At 62.6% G+C, this 19,790-nt stretch carries 16 protein-coding genes; 7 read left to right on the plus strand and 9 right to left on the minus strand.

Annotation, left to right across the window (positions count from 1 at the left end):
• Positions 1–28: 28 nt before the first annotated feature.
• Positions 29–1,591: a DHA2 family efflux MFS transporter permease subunit gene (locus ACZY0R_RS05710; RefSeq protein WP_488857526.1), complete on the plus strand. Its 1,563-nt coding sequence runs from the start codon at positions 29–31 to the stop codon at positions 1,589–1,591.
• Positions 1,592–1,686: 95 nt separating this feature from the next.
• Positions 1,687–1,905, plus strand: coding sequence for a hypothetical protein (locus ACZY0R_RS05715; protein ID WP_488857527.1), 219 nt, complete (start codon positions 1,687–1,689; stop codon positions 1,903–1,905).
• A 97-nt stretch (positions 1,906–2,002) separates the two neighbouring features.
• On the opposite strand, the gene ACZY0R_RS05720 is transcribed toward ACZY0R_RS05715, so the two are convergent.
• Entirely contained in the window at positions 2,003–3,589 is a 1,587-nt protein-coding gene (locus ACZY0R_RS05720; RefSeq protein ID WP_488857528.1) for a methyl-accepting chemotaxis protein, read from the minus strand.
• A 158-nt stretch (positions 3,590–3,747) separates the two neighbouring features.
• Here ACZY0R_RS05720 and ACZY0R_RS05725 point away from each other — a divergent pair, with 158 nt between their 5' ends.
• Together ACZY0R_RS05725 and ACZY0R_RS05730 are read left to right on the plus strand one after the other, a co-directional pair.
• Positions 3,748–5,070 (plus strand): IS4 family transposase, encoded by a 1,323-nt coding sequence (locus tag ACZY0R_RS05725; protein ID WP_488859518.1) that lies wholly within the window; start codon positions 3,748–3,750, stop codon positions 5,068–5,070.
• Between the two features lie 419 nt (positions 5,071–5,489).
• Entirely contained in the window at positions 5,490–6,575 is a 1,086-nt protein-coding gene (locus ACZY0R_RS05730; RefSeq protein WP_488857529.1) for an IS630 family transposase, read from the plus strand.
• 177 nt (positions 6,576–6,752) lie between these two features.
• On the opposite strand, the gene ACZY0R_RS05735 is transcribed toward ACZY0R_RS05730, so the two are convergent.
• The 5 genes from ACZY0R_RS05735 to ACZY0R_RS05755 form a co-directional block, all read right to left on the minus strand.
• A complete protein-coding gene (locus ACZY0R_RS05735; RefSeq protein WP_488857530.1) occupies positions 6,753–7,184 on the minus strand; it encodes a hypothetical protein in 432 nt (143 codons plus the stop codon).
• A 190-nt stretch (positions 7,185–7,374) separates the two neighbouring features.
• On the minus strand, positions 7,375–7,737 hold the full coding sequence (locus ACZY0R_RS05740; protein WP_488857531.1) for a nuclear transport factor 2 family protein: 363 nt from the start codon (positions 7,735–7,737) through the stop codon (positions 7,375–7,377).
• A 56-nt stretch (positions 7,738–7,793) separates the two neighbouring features.
• Positions 7,794–8,948 (minus strand): branched-chain amino acid ABC transporter substrate-binding protein, encoded by a 1,155-nt coding sequence (locus ACZY0R_RS05745; RefSeq protein ID WP_488857532.1) that lies wholly within the window; start codon positions 8,946–8,948, stop codon positions 7,794–7,796.
• 78 nt (positions 8,949–9,026) lie between these two features.
• Positions 9,027–10,259, minus strand: coding sequence for an NAD(P)/FAD-dependent oxidoreductase (locus ACZY0R_RS05750; protein WP_488857533.1), 1,233 nt, complete (start codon positions 10,257–10,259; stop codon positions 9,027–9,029).
• Entirely contained in the window at positions 10,259–11,614 is a 1,356-nt protein-coding gene (locus ACZY0R_RS05755) for an amino acid permease (protein WP_488859519.1), read from the minus strand. The genes ACZY0R_RS05750 and ACZY0R_RS05755 overlap by 1 nt, the downstream gene beginning before the upstream one ends.
• Before the next feature lie 382 nt (positions 11,615–11,996).
• Between ACZY0R_RS05755 and ACZY0R_RS05760 the strand changes: the two genes are divergently transcribed.
• Positions 11,997–13,418 (plus strand): aminotransferase-like domain-containing protein, encoded by a 1,422-nt coding sequence (locus tag ACZY0R_RS05760; protein WP_488857534.1) that lies wholly within the window; start codon positions 11,997–11,999, stop codon positions 13,416–13,418.
• 49 nt (positions 13,419–13,467) lie between these two features.
• Here ACZY0R_RS05760 and ACZY0R_RS05765 read toward each other — a convergent pair whose 3' ends face one another.
• The gene (locus ACZY0R_RS05765) at positions 13,468–14,187 is read right to left on the minus strand and encodes a Coq4 family protein (protein ID WP_035874714.1); all 720 of its coding nucleotides are present in this window, start codon (positions 14,185–14,187) and stop codon (positions 13,468–13,470) included.
• 188 nt (positions 14,188–14,375) lie between these two features.
• Here ACZY0R_RS05765 and ACZY0R_RS05770 point away from each other — a divergent pair, with 188 nt between their 5' ends.
• Positions 14,376–15,080 carry a Crp/Fnr family transcriptional regulator gene (locus ACZY0R_RS05770; RefSeq protein WP_488857536.1) on the plus strand — a complete coding sequence of 235 codons (705 nt, stop codon included), beginning with the start codon at positions 14,376–14,378 and terminating at the stop codon, positions 15,078–15,080.
• A 45-nt stretch (positions 15,081–15,125) separates the two neighbouring features.
• On the opposite strand, the gene ACZY0R_RS05775 is transcribed toward ACZY0R_RS05770, so the two are convergent.
• Together ACZY0R_RS05775 and ACZY0R_RS05780 are read right to left on the minus strand one after the other, a co-directional pair.
• Positions 15,126–16,700: a methyl-accepting chemotaxis protein gene (locus tag ACZY0R_RS05775; protein WP_488857537.1), complete on the minus strand. Its 1,575-nt coding sequence runs from the start codon at positions 16,698–16,700 to the stop codon at positions 15,126–15,128.
• 70 nt (positions 16,701–16,770) lie between these two features.
• The gene (locus tag ACZY0R_RS05780) at positions 16,771–18,534 is read right to left on the minus strand and encodes a putative bifunctional diguanylate cyclase/phosphodiesterase (protein ID WP_488857538.1); all 1,764 of its coding nucleotides are present in this window, start codon (positions 18,532–18,534) and stop codon (positions 16,771–16,773) included.
• 338 nt (positions 18,535–18,872) lie between these two features.
• Between ACZY0R_RS05780 and ACZY0R_RS05785 the strand changes: the two genes are divergently transcribed.
• Entirely contained in the window at positions 18,873–19,751 is an 879-nt protein-coding gene (locus tag ACZY0R_RS05785; protein ID WP_488857539.1) for a LysR family transcriptional regulator, read from the plus strand.
• Positions 19,752–19,790: the final 39 nt, after the last annotated feature.

Consider the following 19,790-nt stretch of genomic DNA (forward strand, 5'->3'; position numbering starts at 1 on the left):
CAGAGCGAATCTCTTTCGGAACGCCCCCATGCAATCCCCAGCCCAGACCCAGACCGCACCCGCCCCGCTCACCGGCGGCAAGCTCGTGCTGGGAAGCTTCGCCGTGGCCCTGGCCACCTTCATGAACGTGCTGGACTCGTCGATCGCCAACGTCGCGATCCCGACCATCTCCGGCAACCTCGGTGTGTCGATCGACGAAGGCACCTGGGTGATCACATTGTTCGCCGCGGCCAACGCCGTCGCGATTCCGTTGACGGGTTGGCTGACCCAGCGTGTGGGTCAGATCCGCCTGTTCGTCACCGCGATCCTCCTGTTCGTGCTGTCGTCCTGGCTGTGTGGCATTGCCCCCAACCTGACCGTGCTGCTCGCCGCGCGGATCCTGCAGGGCGCGGTGGCAGGACCGCTGATCCCGTTGTCGCAATCCATCCTGCTGGGCTCGTATCCCAAGGAGAAGAGCGCCGTGGCGCTGGCGCTGTGGGCCATGACCGCCACCGTGGGCCCGATCGCCGGCCCCGCGCTGGGCGGCTGGATGACCGACAGCTACTCGTGGTCCTGGATCTTCTACATCAACGTGCCGGTCGGCCTGTTTGCCGCAGCCGTTACGTGGGCCGTCTACCGCGACCGCGAGACGCCGGCCCGCAAGCTGCCGATCGACCTGGTGGGCCTGGCCTCGCTGATTACCTGGGTCGCCTCGTTGCAGATCATGCTCGACAAAGGCAAGGACCTGGACTGGTTCAGCTCCCCGGTCATCATCATCCTGGCCGTGGTGGCGCTGCTCAGCTTCCTCTTCTTCGTGATCTGGGAGTTGACCGAAGAGAATCCGATCATCGACCTGCGCCTGTTCAAGGGACGCAACTTCCTGGCCGGCACCGTCGCCATCTCGGTTGCCTTCGCGGTCTTCTTTGCCAACCTGGTCGTGTTGCCGCAATGGATGCAGCAGTACCTGGCCTACCCGGCCGTCAACGCCGGCCTTGCGACCGCACCGCTGGGGATCTTCGCCGTGCTGCTCACGCCGGTGCTGGGCAAGCTGATGCCCAAGGCGGAATTGCGTGTGCTTGCCACGCTCTCCTTCGTCGGCTTCGCGGCTGTCTTCTTCATGCGCTCCCACTACACCACCGGCGTGGATACCTTCACCCTGGTGCTGCCCACCTTGCTGCAAGGCATTCCGACCGCGCTCTTCTTCGTGCCGCTGACCGCGATCATCCTCTCGGGCCAGCCGCCTGAGAAGATTCCCGTAGCCGCCGGCCTGTCCAACTTCGCCCGCGTGTTCTGCGGGGCGGTCGGTACGTCGCTGGCCACGACCGGCTGGAACAACCGCGCCGTGCTGCACCACGCCCAACTGGCCGAGCAAGCCAGTCCGAACAACCCGCTGTACGGTGCCGCCCTCCAGTCGATCCAATCGACGCTGGGCTTCACGCCGGGCCAGGCCGTCGCGTACTTCGAGCGCAGCCTGAACACGCAAGCCATCATGCTGGGCCTGAACGACATCTTCTGGATCTCGGGCGTGATCTTCATCATGATCGTGCCGCTGATCTGGCTCACCAAGCCGGTCAAGGGCCAGGTATCGGAGGCCGCCGCGGCCGCGCACTGAAGCGTCCGTTTCGCATGAGGTGAATCTGTCTGCGCGCGCCGCAAGGACGGATTGCCTCCCAGCAAGGACCATCCACTGATAAGCCGGAGCCATCGATGATGCAACGCACTTTCCCCATCGCCGCCGGCAAGCGAATCGGCCGTGCGTCGTACCGCCTTGCCGCCGCTAGCTGGCGCAGCGCGACCTTCCTGTCGGTGATGGCAACGCAAACGATGACCGCTTCGATGGTGGGCGCCCTGCTGCTGATGACACTGGCGTGCTCGTTGTACGCCATCGGAATGGGACTGGGACATGTGGGCGGCATCCTGCGCTAGCGCGGCCGGGCAAGCGCGGGGCGGGATCCTCACAACAGCACAGCCAGCGGTTGGACTAATCCGAATGATCGGAGCCGGTCACGCTCGTTTAAGTGCTTTAGGCCCCAAGCTTGAAAGTTGCCGCATCCGCGGCAAGACCTTCGGCTTGCTGATGCAGCATGCTTGCCGCAGAAGCAACTTGCTCAACCAAAGCAGAGTTCTGCTGTGTTGATTCGTCCATCGCATGCACCGCTGTGCGAAGCTTCTCAAGCCTGTCGGCCTGACCCTGGCTAGTCGCCTGCATCGCGGTTGCGAACGCCACTGTTCGCTCGACCGAGTGCCGGACACCGGCCATCGAAACCGTAGCATCGCGAGCCAGGGCCGCACCGGCACTCACGTCCGCGACGGTTTTCGAGATGACGCCACCAATCTCCTTTGCCGCGGCGGCGCAGCGTTGAGCCAGCGTCCGGACCTCGGCGGCAACGACAGCAAAGCCCCGCCCCTGGCTACCTGCCCTGGCCGCTTCCACGGAAGCGTTCAGGGCCAGTATGTTGGTCTGGAAAGCGATGGTCTCGATAAGCTGCACAATCTCTGCAACCGCGCGGGAATGGCCATGCAGGTCGGCCATCTTTCCGGCCAGGCGCTCTGTGACCCGACTCCCATCCGCCGTCGCCTCCAGCATTGCTGCCGCGATCGCGCTGGACTCCTTGGCTTCGTCGTTGGCACGGTTAACGTCCTCAAGCAATTCCTGCATTGACGTCGCTGCCCGCTCGAGCAACACCGCCTGCTGCTCAGTGCGCAACGACAGGTCCTGATTGCCGGACGATATCTCTTTCGTCGCGACCGAGACAGAGGCCGCCGCATCCGTAATGCCAGACAGGGTGCTCTTGAGTGCCGACTGCATCTTGGCCAGATTTGCCAGCATGCTGGAGGTATCCCCTTTTCTCACTGCAATAGGCAGGCTAAGGTCACCGACGGCGATACGGTCGACAGCGCGCGTCGCGTCCGCCGGTTCACCACCGAGTTCCCGCTTGACCTGACGAGCAATGACATAGGCCATAACCACCGAAGCAAGCAGGCTCACGGCAAGCAGCCCGACCATGATGATCTGGGCTGAGCGCTGCGACGCCGAAGCGGTTGCCATCGTAGCCTTCGCCTGCGCCAACTGCTGGTCCTTGAGTCGCCGGACGGTTTCCGTTAGGTGTTGCAGTTGTTCCGCAAGGAAATGGCCATCCACGGATACGGTGGCATCGAACTGGATTGCATCGAGTGGCTGTCGCAGCATCAGGTCGATATAGGCGAGAGCCATCTCCCTCGCCTTTTTGTGTTGGCTGCGCGCGTGTGCGACAACGCTGTTCGAGGCAAGGCGGGAGTCTGCCAGCAGGGCATCGAGTGTCGTCAACCCGTTCAACATCTCCTGCTTTGCGACCTCGCGCTCCTCCCCGCTCGTGGCGGCCGTCAATGAAAGCTGAGCACGGGCGGTCTCTGCAATGACGGATTGCGCCTGCTCCGTAATCAAGGCACCACCGAGGTCGTTATCGTATAGATGGTCTGCCGTATGCCTGACGAATGCCAGGCTTCCAATCCCGGTCACGCCGACGGCCGCGCCGAATACATAGACAAAAGCGAGGGCAAGGCACAGCCGGGCGATGAGCGATAGCGAGCGGAAACGCCGCACCAGAAGGGGTTGGGTAGGCAGAGACATAGTGAACCTAGTGAAGGCAGTACAGCCCTTAACGCCCACCCCTTTCAAGGTGACGAAAATTAGGGCACCCTCCGTGTTCTCGAACAGAAACCGGAGTCAATGTCGTGGTACTGGACGCAGTGGTGGAACGCTTTCTCGAACACAGCCCGATCAGCGTGATGGCGCGCCTGGGGTTGCAACGCGCCCTTGATCCGGCCTGGATCGACGAGTTGTTCGAGCAAGAGCGTGAAACGCAGTACACGCGGGAGTTATTGTTCTCGACGACGGTGGAAATCATGTCGCTGGTCGCCGTGGGGCTGCGCCCGTCGGTGCATGCGGCAGCCAAGGCCAGTCCGGCGCTGCCGGTTTCCATCACCGCGCTGTACGACAAGCTCAGCCGGACCGAGCCGGGGCTGGTTCGTGCCCTGGTGCAAGGCAGTGCGCAGCGGTTGGGGCCGGTCGTGCAACCGATGTTGCGCAAGCAGTCGCCATCGGTGAATGGCTATCGCCTGCGCATCGTGGATGGCAGCCATTTGCCTGCGAGCGAAAAGCGCCTGAAACCATTGCGGGGGTTTCGGGGTGCGGCCTTGCCAGGGCAGTCATTGGTGGTCTATGACCCGGACACGGCGATGATCGTCGATCTGGTGCCCTGTGAAGATGCGCATGCCCAGGAGCGGGCCATCATGGAAACCCTGCTCGCATCGGCCCAGCCGGCCGAACTGTGGATCGCCGATCGCAACTTCAGCACCCGGGCGATTCTTGCCGGGTGGCAGCGTCGCGGCAGCGCCTTCATCGTGCGGGAGCACGGCCGCAATCCGAGCCCCAGCGAGCTGGAGCCGTTACGCGAAATGGGCCGGGTCGAAACCGGCATCGTGTACGAGCAAGCGGTCAGCATCCCAGATGAATCGAACGCGCCGCTGGTGCTGCGGCGCATCGAGCTGCGTCTGGATGGCGCCACCGAGGATGGTGACACCGTCATCCGCCTGCTGACCAATGTCCCGGCCGCCCATCTGACGGCCGAGGCAGTCGCCCGGCTATACCGACGACGCTGGAGCATAGAGAATCTGTTTCAGCGGCTGGAATCGGTGCTCAATAGTGAGATTCGTTCGTTGAGCCAACCGCGCGCGGCGCTGCTGGCCTTCGGCGTGGCGGCGCTCGCGTATAACGTACTGAGCGTGATTGCGACTGCGGTGAGAATCCGGCATGAGCTGGATACCAGCGACATCGAGCTCTCACCGTATTACCTCGCCAGCGAAATCCGGGCAACTTATGCCGGCATGATGATCGCGGTGCCGCCCGAGGTGTGGCAGGCCTATGACCTCCTCACCCCAGCTCAGCTCGGTCGCGAGTTGATCAGGATGGCGACGCACGTTGATCCCCGCGCGATGCGCAAACATACGCGGGGACCGAAAGCGCCGAAGAAGAAAGGCTATGTGGCCGGATGCGTAGCACGGCGGCATGTTTCTACCGCCCGTGTCATCAAGGCTGGACGTGTCGTCTAATCACCTTGAAAGGGGTGCCCTTAACGCCAGGACTTGCGCCTCTTTTAGGTTATGTCACAAAAACTTCATAAAACCGGGGCGCTCCCAGTGTCATTCACGGCGATCGCTCGATGCCGGCGGCGCACTGCTGGGAGAATTTGGGTTGAGTTCCGCGTTGCGCGCGGGAACTTAGAATGCTTAGCGTGCTGAGCGAGCGGCAAACTTCGCTTCGCAGAATGACTTGCTCGGGTATTTAGCATTGCGCGCAGGCGCGCGGCAGGGGCTCATCGATACGGATTTCGTCAAAAAATTGCCTCCCCGAGAGGGTGGTGTACCGACGGCCCCTCTTAAGCAGGCTAGTGTAGTGTTGCACTCTTGAATGAACGTATAATATTCGCATGCCTCCAAGGTTCCACTATGAGGCAGAGTGGAGAGAGTGAATGCGAGTTGCCCCTGAGATTGTGCTGACCGACGAAGAGCGCGCCGAATTGACGAGACTGGTTCGTTCGAAGCTGACCAGTGTGAGGCTGGTACAGCGTGCGCACATCGTGCTGCTTGCGGCTGAGGGGATGCAGAGCAAGGACATTGCCGCGCAACTGAGCGTGGGCCGGGTGCAGGTCTCGCGCTGGCGCGAGCGCTATGCCCAATCGCGGCTGGCGGGCATTGAGCGCGACCGTCCACGTGGCGCGCCGCCGGTCAAGGTGGACGTCTCTCGCCTCGTGACGCTGACCACCCAGAGCCAGCCCGAAGCGGCCACGCACTGGAGCACGCGCAAGATGGCCGCCGAGTTGGGCGTGAGCGCCAGCACCGTCATGCGCCATTGGCACGCCCACGGGTTGAAGCCGCACATCGTGCGCGGCTTCAAGGTCTCGCGCGATCCGAAGTTCGTCGAGAAGCTTGAAGACATCGTGGGCCTCTACATGTCGCCACCCGAGCACGCGCTTGTGCTGTGCTGCGATGAGAAGAGCCAGGTGCAGGCGCTGGATCGCACACAGCCCGGGCTGCCGCTGAAGAATGGGCGCGCGGCCACCATGACTCACGACTACAAGCGCAACGGCACGACCACGCTGTTTGCCGCGCTCAACGTGCTCGATGGCCAGGTCATCGCCCAGTGCCAGCAGCGCCACCGCCATACCGAGTGGTTGACGTTCCTGCGCAAGATCGACCGCGAGACGCCCAAGGACAAAACGCTGCATCTGATCGCCGACAACTACGCCACGCACAAGCATCCTGCGGTGCAGGACTGGCTGGCCAAGCATCCGCGATTCAACATGCACTTCACGCCCACCTCGGCATCATGGCTGAACATGGTCGAGCGGTTCTTTCGCGACATCACAACCGAGCGACTTCGCCGCGGCGTATTCACCAGCGTGCCGGAACTGGTCGCCGCCATTAACGAGTACATCGCTCACCACAACACCAACCCCAAGCCGTTCATCTGGACCAAGAGCGCTCGCGACATCCTGCAGAAGGTCATTCGCGCCAACCGCCGCTTAAGTTCCAAACAGAATGCAACACTACACTAGCCGATGCATATGACATTTCCGAGAACCCCTGAGAACCCGGAATCAACGTCAAAGGCAATCAGCAAGCAGTACCTGACGCTCAGCCGGCGCCTGAAGCAGGAATTGGCAGGCTGCTTCGACGCCATGACGCATGCGAGGCTGGCCGACCGGCGAGCCGCGCAGGCACGCTACAAGCGCCTAGGCCTTCGGTGGACGCCCGGTCTTGACGGCTTCGACTTTTGAGACCGCAGCCAGCAATTGCTTTGGCGACGTCGCGGCAAGAAGCAGCAAGCCTGCTCGCAGAAGCTCGCTCTTCTTGATGTGCACACCCGCATCGAGGCATCGCTGCTTGAGTTCGTCGATTCTTGCGTAGTCGGACTTTGGCATCGTGAAGCTGTCACGCAGCACCTTTTCCTTCTTGGCACCAGGCGCCTTTTTCGGCGCGGCCGAGCCGGCGCGAGCTTCCACCTTTGGTGGCTTGCTCTTGTCGGCCTTCGTCACTGGTTTCTTGCTATCCGAGCCCCGCGGCGCTTTGCCCTTGGTTGCGGATGCGGCACTAGCGGCCACGTCCCCGCTCTTCGGAAAATGAAATGCCTCTTTCGTGGGCGACTTGATGATCGGTGAGTTCACGGCGAATTTCGAAGGAGAACAGGATAAACAGTATATACCGTTTATCGGCGATTTCCCGCGCCGTGCCAGTTCGAGTTCGCCGGTGCGTTGCAGCCGGTGCCCCGGCGACCAGGCTCAGATGCACGCTTCGGTGGACGAGCGAGCATCCGGGATCTGCCTGCGAAAGGCCACAAGTTGCACCGTCCTCCGCTTATCTGGTTTTTTCTTGCGGCGCTGCGCTGAACGTCTTGTTGGAAATCTTCCACACGCCATCGATCTCCAGCAGCGTCATATAGTCCGTGAATGTCACTTCCGGATATTGCAGTACAACCTTGGCGCTGCCGGCATTGCCGACGACGTCGAAATGCGTAATGAAGCGTTTGCGCTGAGCTTCATCAGGTGCGGGTTGGCCCTGAAAACGAGCGGAGAATTCATCGACGCTCAGGGAATGCAGCACGCCGTCGCGAAACGAGACAATCCTCGCGTCCGGGCGCCTTTTATTGGCTGGCGGCTCTTCGTGGCAAGCCTGGGAAACGGACCGAGATACTGAAATGAAGGCATTTGCCTGCGCCATCCCACCTTGACGCTATCGGGACTCTCTTCCTGCCCCCGGTCCGGGACCAGGCGCGGTCAGTTCTCTCCCTCGCCGCCCAGCGTCCTGACGCTCTTCCACTGCCCCTGCCGGACTTCGAACAGCGTATAGGGCGGCTTGATCAGGTCACCGTAGGGATCGAATGCGATCTTGCCGGTGACGCCAGTCACGGTCACCTTCGCCAGGCTGTCGACGATCTTCTTCCGGTCGAGCGAGTTGGCATCGTGGATGGCCTTGATCATCGCGAGCGCCGCGTCGTAGGCAAACGGCGCGTACAGTTCGACATCCTGGTTGAAGCGCGCCTTGTAGCGCTTGCCGAACTCCTGCGCCGCGGGCAGCTTGTCCAGCGCGGGTCCGGGCTCCAGGTCCTGCGTGCCCTCGCCGGCCGCGCCGGCGATCTGCAGGAAGGCATTGCTCTTGAGCGCGCCGGCGCCGAACAATTGCGCCTGCATGCCCAGCGAGCGCATCTGCTTGACCACCATCGCGCCTTGCGCGTCCAGGCCGCCGAAGAAGATCACGTCGACATTCCGGCCCTTGAGCGTGGTCAGGATGGGGCGGAAATCGACGGCCTTGTCGTTGGTGAACTCGCGGCGGACGATGCTGCCCCTGGCTTCCTTCACGCCCTTCTCGAAGGCATCCGCGAGGCCTTGCCCGAAGGCCGTGCTGTCATCGATGATGCCGATCCGCCGGGCCTTGACCTGTTCGACCACGAAGCGCCCGGCAACGACGCCGCCCACGCCGTCATGCCCCATCGTGCGGAACACATTCCTGAAGCCTTGCTTGGTTAGTTGCGGATTGGTCGAGCCGGGCGTGATCATGGCGATACTGGCCTGGTGATACACCGCCGATGCGGGGATGCTGCATCCCGAGTTGTAGTGGCCGATCACACCCACGACGCCGTCGTCGTCCAGTTTCTGCGCAACCTGCATGGCCACGCGCGGGTCCGCCTGGTCGTCCTGCACATCCAGCACGAACTTGACCGGCGTGCCGCCGATCATCGGGTTCCTGGCGTTCTCCTCGTCGAGCGCCAGTTGCGCGCCATACTGCAGATCCTTGCCGACCCGCGCGACCGAGCCGGTCAGCGGCGCGACAAAGCCGATTTTCACAACCTTGGGCTCGGCGGCCCGGGTCAGCGGCGCTTGCGCGCACAGTGCGCAAACTGCCAGGCTCAACAGACAATGGCGGCGATTCATGATGCGCTCCTTGCAAAATATGGTGTCGCGCCTGGGGATGATCGACCGGCCGATGCGCGACATGTCGGAGTCGTATGGCTAGAAACGGGTTGCCGCATACGGCGCAAGATCGAGCAAGGGGCTGCGCCGCGCGACCAGGTCCGCGACCACGCGGCCGCTGATGCCCGCCAGCGTCAGGCCCAGGTGCTGGTGGCCGAATGCGTAGATCACGCGGTCGCTGGCACGTGAATGCCCCAGCACCGGCACGCCATCGGGCAGCGTCGGGCGAAAGCCCAGCCAGCTGCTGTCCGGCGCCCTGAGCGCGGGCAAGGCGCGCCGCGAGGAAAATGCCAGCAGGTCCAGCAGCGAGCGATTGCGCGTGTCGCTGAATCCGCCCAGTTCGACCGTGCCCGCCACCCGGATGCCGTCGCTCATCGGCGTCATGTAGAAGCCGCGTTCGGCCCAGCCGACCGGCCGCGAGATCAGTTGCGCCGCGCCGGCATAGCGCACGTGATAGCCGCGCTCCGTATCGAGCGGCACCGTGTCGCCGCACTGCTTTGCGAACTTCGCCGAACGCGCGCCAGTGGCGATCACCACATGATCGTAGCCACGCTGCGCCATGCCTTCGGCAACCACCGTCACGCCGCCCGCGGTGGGTTGCACGGCGCTTACCCCGGCATGTTCGAGTTTCAACCCGCGTACGGCCAATTGCGCGTAGAGCGCCAGCAGGAAAGCATGCGGATCGGAGAAGTGCCAGCTGTCGCTGAAGAGAACGCCGCGCTCGAAGATCGGCGCAAGCGCGGGTTCGAGCTGTTGGATATCGCCCGCGCCGACAACGTCGAATTTCACGCCCAGTTTGCGCCGCAAATCCAGCGCGGGCCGTGCCGCGTCGAACGCGGACGCACTGGAGTAGAGGTACAGGCATTCCCGCGCCCGCACGAAATGCGCAAGGCCGGGATCGGCCAGCAGCGGCGCATATCCGTCCTGCGCATGACTCAGCAAAGCGGCCAGGGCACCGGCGCTGGCCTCATAGCGGCGCGGTAGCGAACTCATCATGAAGCGGGCGAGCCAGGGCGCAAGCTGCGGCAGGTAGCCCCAGCGCAGCCGGAACGGGCTCTGGCTTGACAACAGGAAGCGCGGCAGGTCCCGGAACACGGATGGGTTGTTCACGGGAATGCACCCATAGTGCGCGAACGTGCCCGCGTTGCCGTACGACGCGCCCTGCCCCACGCCGGACGGGTCGAACAGGGTCACGTCGTGCGCGTCACGCATCAGCCAGGCGGCGCTGGCAAGCCCGATGAAGCCGGCGCCGATGATGGCGACTTTCGCCATTACTTTCTCCCTTGCAGTACGGGCACGCCGATGGCCGAACGGTAGCCGGTTGCCGTCGCGCCGTCGGTGCGGCGCTTCGCACACAGCCAGTATGCCGCCAGCGCAACCGCAAGACTCGCGACGCTGGCCAGCAGTTGCGGCCGCAACTCCGCATCGGCGGCCATCGCCAGCAGCACGCCGGCGATGGCCGCTACCACAGCGTACGACAACCACGGGAACAGCCACATCTTGAGCGTCAGGCGCTGGGGCGCGGCGGCCTCGATGCTCCTGCGCAGGCGTATCTGCGAGACCGCGATCGCCAGGTAGACGAAGAGCATGATCGCACCCGACGCATTGACGAGATAGAGGAACACGCCTTGCGGCGAGACAATGGCCGCGACGATGGCAACATAGCCGACCACGCTGCTCAGCAGCACGCCCAGGCGCGGTACCTTGTGCGCCGAGAGCTTCAGCAGGCGGCCCGGCGCATCGCCGCGCTGGGCCAGGCGGAACAGGATGCGCGACGACACATACAGCCCGGAATTCAGCGCCGACAGCACGGCGACCAGCACGATCGCGTTCATGATGTCCGCGGCGCCGGGCACGTGCATCGTTTCCAGCGCGGTGACGAAGGGCGAATAGCCGACCTTGATCTGCGCCCACGGCACGATGCAGGCAATGACGAACATCGAACCGACGTAAAACGTGATCACGCGCAGGATCACGGAGCGCGTCATCGCCGCAACGCTCTTGCCGGGGTCGTCGGATTCGGCGGCGGCAATGGTTGCGATTTCCGCGCCGCCCACTGCGAAGATCACGGTCGGCACCCCGGCAAAGATCGACATGGCGCCGAAGGGCAGGAAGCCGCGGTCGCCGGTCAGGTGCGCGGCCGTTTCGTGCCACGACGAAAAGCCAAGCAGGTAGCCCGCGCCGATCGCGATAAACACGATGATCGCCGCTACCTTGATCGATGCGAACCAGTACTCGAACTCGCCATATGACTTCACCGACATCAGGTTGATGACGGTCATCACCGACAGCAGCACGAGGCCGATCGCCCACACCGGCGCGGGTATCCAGCGCTGCAGGATGGCGGCGCCGGCCACCGCCTCCACGGCGACCACGATGACCCAGAAATACCAGTACAGCCAGCCATTGGTGAAGCCGGCCCAGTTGCCCAGCCCGAGGCGCGTGTATTCGGTGAACGAACCGATGCCGGGGTTGGCGAGCGCCATTTCGCCAAGCATCCGCATGACGAACAGCACGACGATGCCGGCCAGCAGGTAGCTCAGGCATGCCGCCGGCCCCATCGCGCTGATCGTGGCGCTGCTGCCGACGAACAGCCCTGCGCCGATGATGCCGCCGAGCGAAATCATCGTCACATGCCGTTGCCGCAGGGACTTGCCAAGGTCGGCCGGGGCCGGGGGGTTGGATGGGGCCGGCGTCGGGCGTGCCGGTCGCGATAATGCTTGATCTGCCACGGGTGTCTCCTCCTGTAATACAGTTCGGGTCGTGCTGCCGGACTGAGGGCATACAAACGACACAACAATCGTCACACAAAACTTTTTTGAGTGCAATTTGTTTGTCTTTGTGTGGACGTCGGTATTTTCCCTGAGCCCAGTGGAATTGTTGCGTGGAAAGCCCGCCGCCATGGCCGGACAGCGACGCGAAGGGTTAATATGTGGCTAGCGCGTGGATCTGCCTCTCCGCGCGGCGCAACCGCAGGCCAAAGGGTATTTGTATGGAGATCACGACGGGATGAATACTGAGACACACCACACAAACGACGGCGACGATCTCCAGACAAAAGTACGTCAGGCGCCATACCTGGAAGTCTCGCGTGCGCTGGAAGAGAAGGTGCGCAGCGGCGTCTACCCCACTGGCAGCCGGCTGCCCGCGCAGCGCGACCTGGCCGTGGAGCTGGGCATCAATGTCTCGACCGTATCGCGGGCCTACAAGGAATTGCAGGCCCGCGGCCTGATCGTGGCCAGCAAGCGGCGCGGCTCCGTCGTCACCGGGGGTGCGATGCCGTCCGTCCAGGCCAGGCCGGCGCGCAGCGCGACCGGCGAAGCGTCGAATACCGTCATCGACCTCACGGTCAACCGGCCGGCAACGGGCGAGTTCCTGGCGCAGCTTGCGCGGACGATGGGTGCCGTCCCGCGCGATCCGCGCTATCCGGAAACGCAGGAGTACCAGCCGCCGCAGGGGCCGGACTGGGCGCGCGCCGCGGGCGCGCGATGGATGGCGGCGCCGGGCTTCACGCCCGCGCCGGAGAACGTGGTCGTCACCAGTGGCGCGCAGCATGGTCTCTACGCAGTGCTGAGCAGCCTGATGGGCAACGACGGCGTGATCCTGTCCGACCAGCTCACCTACTACGGGCTGAAGGCGCTCGCACCGGTGTTCCAGTTTGAACTCGTCGGCATTCCCAGCGACGACGAAGGCCTGTTGCCCGAGCAACTCGAGGATGCGTGCAGGCGCCTGCGCGTCAAGGCCATCTTCACCGTGCCCAACCTGCAGAACCCGACGGTAGTGACGATGAGCCTGGCGCGGCGCGCGGCGCTGGTCGACATTGCGCGCCGGCACCACATCGCCATCATCGAGGACGATGTCTACGGCCCGCTGTTGCGCACGCGCCTGCCCACGATTGCCAGCCTGTGTCCGGAGCTGACCTTCCATGTCACGTCGACATCGAAGGTCCTCGCGCCGGGACTGCGGGTGGGCTATGTGCTGACGCCGCCCAACGGCGCCGCGCTGGCGGCTGAAGCGGTGCGTACCACGGCGTGGATGCCCGCGCCGCTATCGACGCTGATCGCCACGCGCTGGATCGAGGACGGCACGGCGCAGTGCATTCTCGATGCCCAGCGCGCGGAGCTGGCGGTGCGGCAGGAGCTTGCGCGCGAACTGCTGCCCAAGGAGCATCTGAAGAGCGATCCGGCCTGCATGTTCGTCTGGCTGCGCGTGCCGGCGCCGTGGCGCTCGGACGACTTCGCGGCGAATGCGCTGGCGCGCGGCGTCAACACGATGCCGGCCTCGGCATTCGCCGTGGACCGCTCGACCAGCGAGCACGGCGTGCGGATCAACCTTGCCTGCGCCGCCTCGCGCGATCAACTGGTGAGCGCATTGCGGATCGTGGCGCAGACGCTGCGCGACCGGCCGCGCGCGCTGTTCGGGACCATCTGAGGCTGGCCGCCCGGCATGGTGCGGCCATTGGCCGGTCTCGCCGGCCCGGTCAGGCCCATTGCTTCTCGGGACAATCCAGGTACGCAACGGGTTCGGCGATGCCGAGCCGTGCGCGCGCCGCGTCGAGCGGCTCGTGCAAGAGCGCCTCATAATCCTCGCCGAGCAGCCACTTTGCCTTGCGGCCGTTGCGATACCCCTCGATCACGGCACGCGCATAGGCGGTGGTGCCAGTCTTGCGCAGACTCTTCAGCGCGGCGGCTGCCGCAATGAACGCCCAGCCAAGGCCGCCGGTCTGCGCGTAGCTGAACGCCACCAGCGCCGCCTCACCCAGGTTCTCGTCGGCCTTGTAGCCGGTCAGCGCGTGCCAGATGTCGTGGACGTCGCGGGTTCGCCTGGCGCTCCAGGCGTAGGGACTCTCGATGAGCGGCTCCCGGTTGATGTTCGAGACTTCGGCGAGGCCGGCGGCGCTGTATCCCGTTTCCTCGAGAAACGCGCGGTAGGCCGCGCCGAGCGTACCCGGCGCGAAGCTCGCGATAAACGCCGGATCGGAGAACCGCTCCGCCAGCTCGACGCGCCGATAGGCCAGCTTGCGCCCCTGCGGCGTCTTCATGAGCCGGTCGAAATTCTTCGCCGCGGCGGGCCCGTTGAGCGCGCGCATGATGAGGAACACCTGCGTCGTATCGTCGCCGTTCGCGAGCAGCTTGCGGATCGCGCGAAATGCGGCGGGTAAATCACGCTTGTAGAGATCGGGGGCGGTCTGGGTGGCCATTGCCTCGTTCCTGTTGATGACGTCATTGCCGGGACCGCGACGCCGCCAGCCGCTGACGTTGCGGTTTTCATGCTCGCGCCCTCGTTTCCGAGGGTTTTTATCTAGGGGTCGTCACGACAAGTGAAGATCTTTGCCGGGAATGGCCGAATACAATGTCGTCTTCCTGACATAAAGCCAAGATTGACGCTGTGTCAAAGCCATTTACCACTGAAGACCGCCTGGCCGCACTGAAATCCAGTGCCTGGTTTGCAGGCCTGACTGCCGGGCTTCAAGGGTGGATCGCCGAGCATTCAAGGGTCAGGGCCCTGGCCGCCGGCGAGCCCCTGTTCCGCCGCGGCGATGCGCCCGACGGCCTCTACTTCGTGGTGGATGGCGCGGTCCGGATGACAAGGACCTCCGAGCAGGGCAAGGAGGCGCTGCTTGCCTTTGCCGAGGCGCCGCAATGGTTCGGGGAAATTTCCCTGTTCGACGGCTTGCCGCGCACCCACGATGCATGGGTGCAAAGCGATGCGCTGCTGCTGCACACACCCCAGTCGGATCTGCTTCACTTTCTTGCGCAAAACCCATCGCACTGGAGAGCGTTCGGGCTCCTGCTGACGCAAAAGCTGAGACTGACGCTAAACGCCATCGAAGCATCGGCATTGCTGCCGGCGCCGGTCAGGCTGGCCCACCGGCTACTGGCCATAGCCGGGGGCTACGGCGAGCGGCATGGCCGCAGCAAGCGGGTCATCCACGTGCAGCAGGAGGAACTCGGGCTGATGCTCTCCGTCTCCCGGCAGACGGTGAACCAGATTCTCAAGGATCTCGAACTGCGGGGCGTGTTGCACCGCACGCGAGGCGCAATCGAGATCCTGGATATCGAGCAGTTGCGGGCGTTTGCGAATGCGGGCTAATGTCCCGGGCCTGAAACACTGAGCGCCCGATCCCTGCGCGGCAGCTCATTCGGTCAGCATGAATACATTGACGCAGTCCTCCAGATGCTGCGCCTGCTGACCCAATCTGGATGCTGACTCAGCGGCCTGCTCGACGAGACCCGCATTCCGTTGCGTCAGCTGCGCGACTTGTCCTACCGCCAGATCGATATGCCCGATCTCCTGGCTCTGCTCCCTGCTGGCGCTGGCGATGACCGATACAGACTCCATCAGCGCCCTCACCTTCTCTTCGACGCCCGCCATCGCCCCGCCTGCGCATACGGCCACTTCCCCGGCCTTGGATATGGCTTGATTTGAATCGTCGATCAGGAGCTTGATCTCCTTGGCTGCGCTTGCCGTCTTGGTTGACAAGCCTCGAACCTCGGTAGCCACGACAGAGAAACTCCTGCCGCTTTCGCCTGCCCTGGCGGCTTCGACAGCGGCGTTCAGCGCAAGAATGTTCGTTTGAAACGCAATGCCGTCAATCATGGACGTTATGTCAGCGATCTTCCTGGACTGACGGTCCAGATCGCCCATGAGGTTCGCCAGCTTGCGAACATCGCTTGCCGCAGACATCGCCGCGCTGGAAGCCGCCTGTGCCGCCTCGTTGACATGTTCCGCGCCCAGTGCGTTCCGCCGCGCCGTTTCAGTGATCTGCGACAGGCTTCCTGTCGTTTCTTCAATTGAACTCGCCGTTTCTTCATTGCGCCGGGAGAGATCCGCATTGCCGCGCTCCTGGTTTGCCGCCGCCACACGGATGGTATCGACGGCCGCCCTCGTATCCAGCAAGACGCCTACCAGCTTGGCGTTCATCTGGTTCAATACGCGTCCCAACATCTTTGCCTGAACGTCGCCGTGCTCCGGGAACCGGGCCTGTACCTGCCCCGAAGAAACGGCAAAGGCCGTCTCATTCAGCCTTTTGAGTGGCTCCAGGACCTGCCGCGAAAGATAGAACGCCGCCCCGAGGCCAATCACCACGCCGGATGCGGTGAGCATCCATATCCATTCCACGAGGATGCCAGCCTCCGCTTTCAGGAGGCTGACGCCGATGGCTTGTGCCAACAAAATGCCTACGAGCACAAGCATGACGGCCCAGAGACGGATGCCGACAGGCAGTCCCAGAATCCGGCTCGCGAGGCCAGCGAGTCCTACGCGCTTTACTTCGCCATGTTGCAACCGGAAATGCTTGTCCTCCCCCTCCCGAATCCGCCTGTAGAGCTCGGTTGCCGTTGCCACTTGCTCCCTGGATGGCTTGGTCCGCACTGACATATAGCCAACCTTCTGCCCCGATTTGAAGACGGGCGTGACATTTGCGACCACCCAATAGAACCCGCCGTCCCTGCGCCGATTCTTGACGACCCCTGTCCACGGACGGTCATCCTGCAGCGTTGCCCACATATCTTCGAACGCCTTTGCCGGCATGTCCGGATGGCGGACGATGTTCTGCGGCTCGCCGATGATTTCAGCCCTGGCGAATCCGCTGCTCCTGACAAACGCTTCGTTAGCATAAGTAATGCGGCTGAAAATATCCGTGCGTGTAATGATGACCTCACCATCCGGCAGCACGTACTCTTCATTTTTGACTGGAAAATTCCCGCGCATTGCGTTTATCCGACAAGTATTCCGTTACATATAAAATACGCAGAAATAAGATCACGTGTTTTGACACATCTTACTTCTCATTTCCAGTGCCGCCTCTCAACCGATCTGCTTCCTTGCTATATGAATTCATATAGTTAATAAGATCTCCTATCGGCATAGGGCGGGCAATCAGGAATCCTTGTATAAGACAACAGCCTTCTTCCTCCAGGAACTCCAGTTCACTTGAAGTTTCGACACCCTCGGCTATCACCCCAACGCCGAAATTCGAGGCGAGCATCATGATTGCCCGGATTATCTTTTTTGAATTCTCGCTTCGTCCGCTTTTCTCAATGAATGAGCGCGCGATCTTCAGTGAACTTACGGGAAGGGTACTTAAGTAGCCGAGATTCGAGTACCCCGTTCCGAAGTCATCGATCACGATCTCGACGCCGGCGTTCGCGAGCGCCTCCAGTGCGGAGGTAGAAGACTCCCCCTGGGGGATGAGCGCACTTTCTGTAATCTCGACCTTCAGCGAGGTCGGTGCAAGCGCGCTCCTGCGCAGCGCCGCCTCAACCTTGCCCGCAAATCCGGGAGCATGCAGCTCTTCGGCCGGGACATTTACCGCCACGGTCAGGGACACGTCGAGTTCCGCGTTGGCGCGAGCGATATCGGAGGATGCTTTCTCGAGAACGAAGTCCGTGAGCTTGTGGCCAAGCCCCAGGTCACAGACCACCGGGAGAAACTCGGCGGGCATGATCGTACCCAGGGTCTGGGAATTCCACCTGACGAGGGCTTCCACCCCGACCACCTTCCTGGCCTTCAGGTCAAAGACTGGCTGGTAGGCAACCCACAGTTCCCTGGCACCAAAGGCATGCCGCATCGCCTGGTAGATCTGGTGATATCGCTCGGCATTCTTTCTTAGCGCAGGGGAGTAGTGCTTCGCCCTGCCGCGCCCTTCACGCTTGGCCTCATACAGCGAAATGTCGGCCTGCTTGAAGAGCGCCTTGCTATCGCCGCCGTCGTCGGGGAACCGGCTTACGCCGATGCTGGCGCCTACATAGAGCGGCGTTCCGGATACCACGATCGGAACCTCGACCGTGGCGCAAATGCGCTGAAGAATCGACTCCCTGTCGGCATCCGTCAGCGGGCCGGCAAGAGCCACCGTGAATTCATCGCCCCCGAGCCTCGCAACGATATCGCCAAGCCGGGTGGCATCGACCAGGCGCTCCGCCACCTTGATCAGTACCTGGTCCCCTATGTCATGCCCCAACGCGTCATTGATGCCTTTGAAGCGGTCAAGGTCGATCAGCAGGAGCGTGACCCCGTTGCAGCGTTCGCTGCTGGCTGAGATCAGTACGTCAAGTTGCTCGAAGAAAGAAACCCTGTTGTATAGCTTCGTCAAATCGTCGAAGCACGCCAGCTCTCGCAGTCTGCGCTCGGATTCCAGGCGCGAGGTGACGTCCCTTCCCGCCGAGATGAAATGGGTAATCGCGCCGTTCAGATCGCGAAGCGGCGTGATGACTTTCTCTTCGGAAAATAGCCCGCCGTCAATTCTTCTGTTTACAAATATCCCTTTGAATGTCTCACCCGCGCCTAGAATCGACCATAGCCTCTCGTAGAACGATTCCGCCATCTTTCCCGACTTCACAATGCCGGGCGTATTGCCAATCGCCATCGAGCGGTCATAGCCCGTCTGGGCTTCGAACGCCTTGTTGACGTAGGTGATTTTTCCCATCGAGTCCGTAATCACGATGGAATCGGCCACTTGCTCCATCGCAAATGCGTACAAGGACAAATTGTCCACACCCCATGTTGACTCGATTCGCTCCACCGCATCGCCGCACAAATCGACCATCCTGTTGCAACCCCCCGTAAAGCCCGCGTCGCCGTGAGGACGACGCCTGCACCCGAAAGCCCCGACAATTGAGGCCCATTTTTTTACCGGATGCGCCGGGTATGAGCGAGTCACGAACGGACCAGGGGTAGCATAACCCCGCAACTAATTCAGCAGCCTCTGGCCCTATGCAGCCGACTCTTGGGTCGATTTGCATGTTCTCTACACACTTCGATTTACACCGCTATCGTAAAGACAATCCTTTTTTGACATAGGTCATCCCGGCGCGCCGCCAGTATGGCGTAGACTGCGCCGACGAATAAAGCAAGAAAAATTGATGGGGTGGACAAACTTCGCTTATGGGCCGTAGACCTAGCATCGAGCAACTTCGGGTTTTTCTGGCAGCCGCAGACCGTCAGAGCTTTACGCTTGCAGCGCGGGCTTGTCACAAGACGCAAGCTGCTGTGAGCATGCAGATGCGCCAACTGGAGCAAATGGCCGAGGCCAAGTTGTTCTGTCGGGAGAATAGACAGCTAAAGCTGACCGCTTCCGGGGAAGCGCTTTACGCGTACGCGATGCGTGTGGTTGCGCTGGAGGAAGAAGCCTGGGTGGCAATTCGCGGCAGCGCGAAGCACCGTCTGCGCGTCGGGGCTCCCGACTTCTATGCGAACGGACTGCTTCCCATCGCAATCCGAAACTTTCATGCAATCCACCCGACGGTCCACATCGAGCTGGTTTGCGCATCGACCGCGCACCTGACCGGAAAGCTGCAGAGCGGCCAGGTGGACCTTGCAATCGGCGTGCGAGGGGCCCACATGGATGGAGACCTCCTGTGCACCCAGGAGCTACGCTGGGTCGCGCATCCGGACGGGCCTCACATCTGGCAGCGGAATCCAATACCCATTGGGCTGTACGAACTTGGGAGCACGGTCCGCGCCCATATCCTGGCCGCGTTGGAGACAGCCGAAGCCGACTATAGCTGCGTATATGAAAGTGCATCCGTACCCGGCATCCTGGCAGGGGTGAACGCTGGCATGGTGGTGGCGGCAGTACCCTCGCAGGCCGCCTGTGAAGACCTGCGGATCCTTGACCGCGACGATGGATTGGTGGATATCGAGCCGCTGGACATTGTCATGGCGACCAGTAATACCGTCGCCCCTCCCGAGGCAAGGCTGTTTGGCGAAATGCTGAGACTGGCAGCCCAACGCTGGAATGCAGTAGCTGCAGTGGCCGAATAGCAGGAATCCATCGCCGCTATCCTTGCATTGCATTTCGCA

The organism is Cupriavidus sp. F041 (assembly GCF_057814235.1).

What these genes read in the sequence shown, in the direction of transcription:
- ACZY0R_RS05710 (WP_488857526.1), top strand. Translation starts at nt 29, where the DNA reads ATGCAATCCCCAGCCCAGACCCAGACCGCACCCGCCCCGCTCACCGGC.
- ACZY0R_RS05715 (WP_488857527.1), top strand. Translation starts at nt 1,687, where the DNA reads ATGATGCAACGCACTTTCCCCATCGCCGCCGGCAAGCGAATCGGCCGT.
- ACZY0R_RS05720 (WP_488857528.1), bottom strand. Translation starts at nt 3,589, where the DNA reads ATGTCTCTGCCTACCCAACCCCTTCTGGTGCGGCGTTTCCGCTCGCTA.
- ACZY0R_RS05725 (WP_488859518.1), top strand. Translation starts at nt 3,748, where the DNA reads ATGGCGCGCCTGGGGTTGCAACGCGCCCTTGATCCGGCCTGGATCGAC.
- ACZY0R_RS05730 (WP_488857529.1), top strand. Translation starts at nt 5,490, where the DNA reads ATGCGAGTTGCCCCTGAGATTGTGCTGACCGACGAAGAGCGCGCCGAA.
- ACZY0R_RS05740 (WP_488857531.1), bottom strand. Translation starts at nt 7,737, where the DNA reads ATGGCGCAGGCAAATGCCTTCATTTCAGTATCTCGGTCCGTTTCCCAG.
- ACZY0R_RS05745 (WP_488857532.1), bottom strand. Translation starts at nt 8,948, where the DNA reads ATGAATCGCCGCCATTGTCTGTTGAGCCTGGCAGTTTGCGCACTGTGC.
- ACZY0R_RS05750 (WP_488857533.1), bottom strand. Translation starts at nt 10,259, where the DNA reads ATGGCGAAAGTCGCCATCATCGGCGCCGGCTTCATCGGGCTTGCCAGC.
- ACZY0R_RS05755 (WP_488859519.1), bottom strand. Translation starts at nt 11,614, where the DNA reads ATGATTTCGCTCGGCGGCATCATCGGCGCAGGGCTGTTCGTCGGCAGC.
- ACZY0R_RS05760 (WP_488857534.1), top strand. Translation starts at nt 11,997, where the DNA reads ATGAATACTGAGACACACCACACAAACGACGGCGACGATCTCCAGACA.
- ACZY0R_RS05765 (WP_035874714.1), bottom strand. Translation starts at nt 14,187, where the DNA reads ATGGCCACCCAGACCGCCCCCGATCTCTACAAGCGTGATTTACCCGCC.
- ACZY0R_RS05775 (WP_488857537.1), bottom strand. Translation starts at nt 16,700, where the DNA reads ATGCGCGGGAATTTTCCAGTCAAAAATGAAGAGTACGTGCTGCCGGAT.
- ACZY0R_RS05780 (WP_488857538.1), bottom strand. Translation starts at nt 18,534, where the DNA reads ATGGTCGATTTGTGCGGCGATGCGGTGGAGCGAATCGAGTCAACATGG.
- ACZY0R_RS05785 (WP_488857539.1), top strand. Translation starts at nt 18,873, where the DNA reads ATGGGCCGTAGACCTAGCATCGAGCAACTTCGGGTTTTTCTGGCAGCC.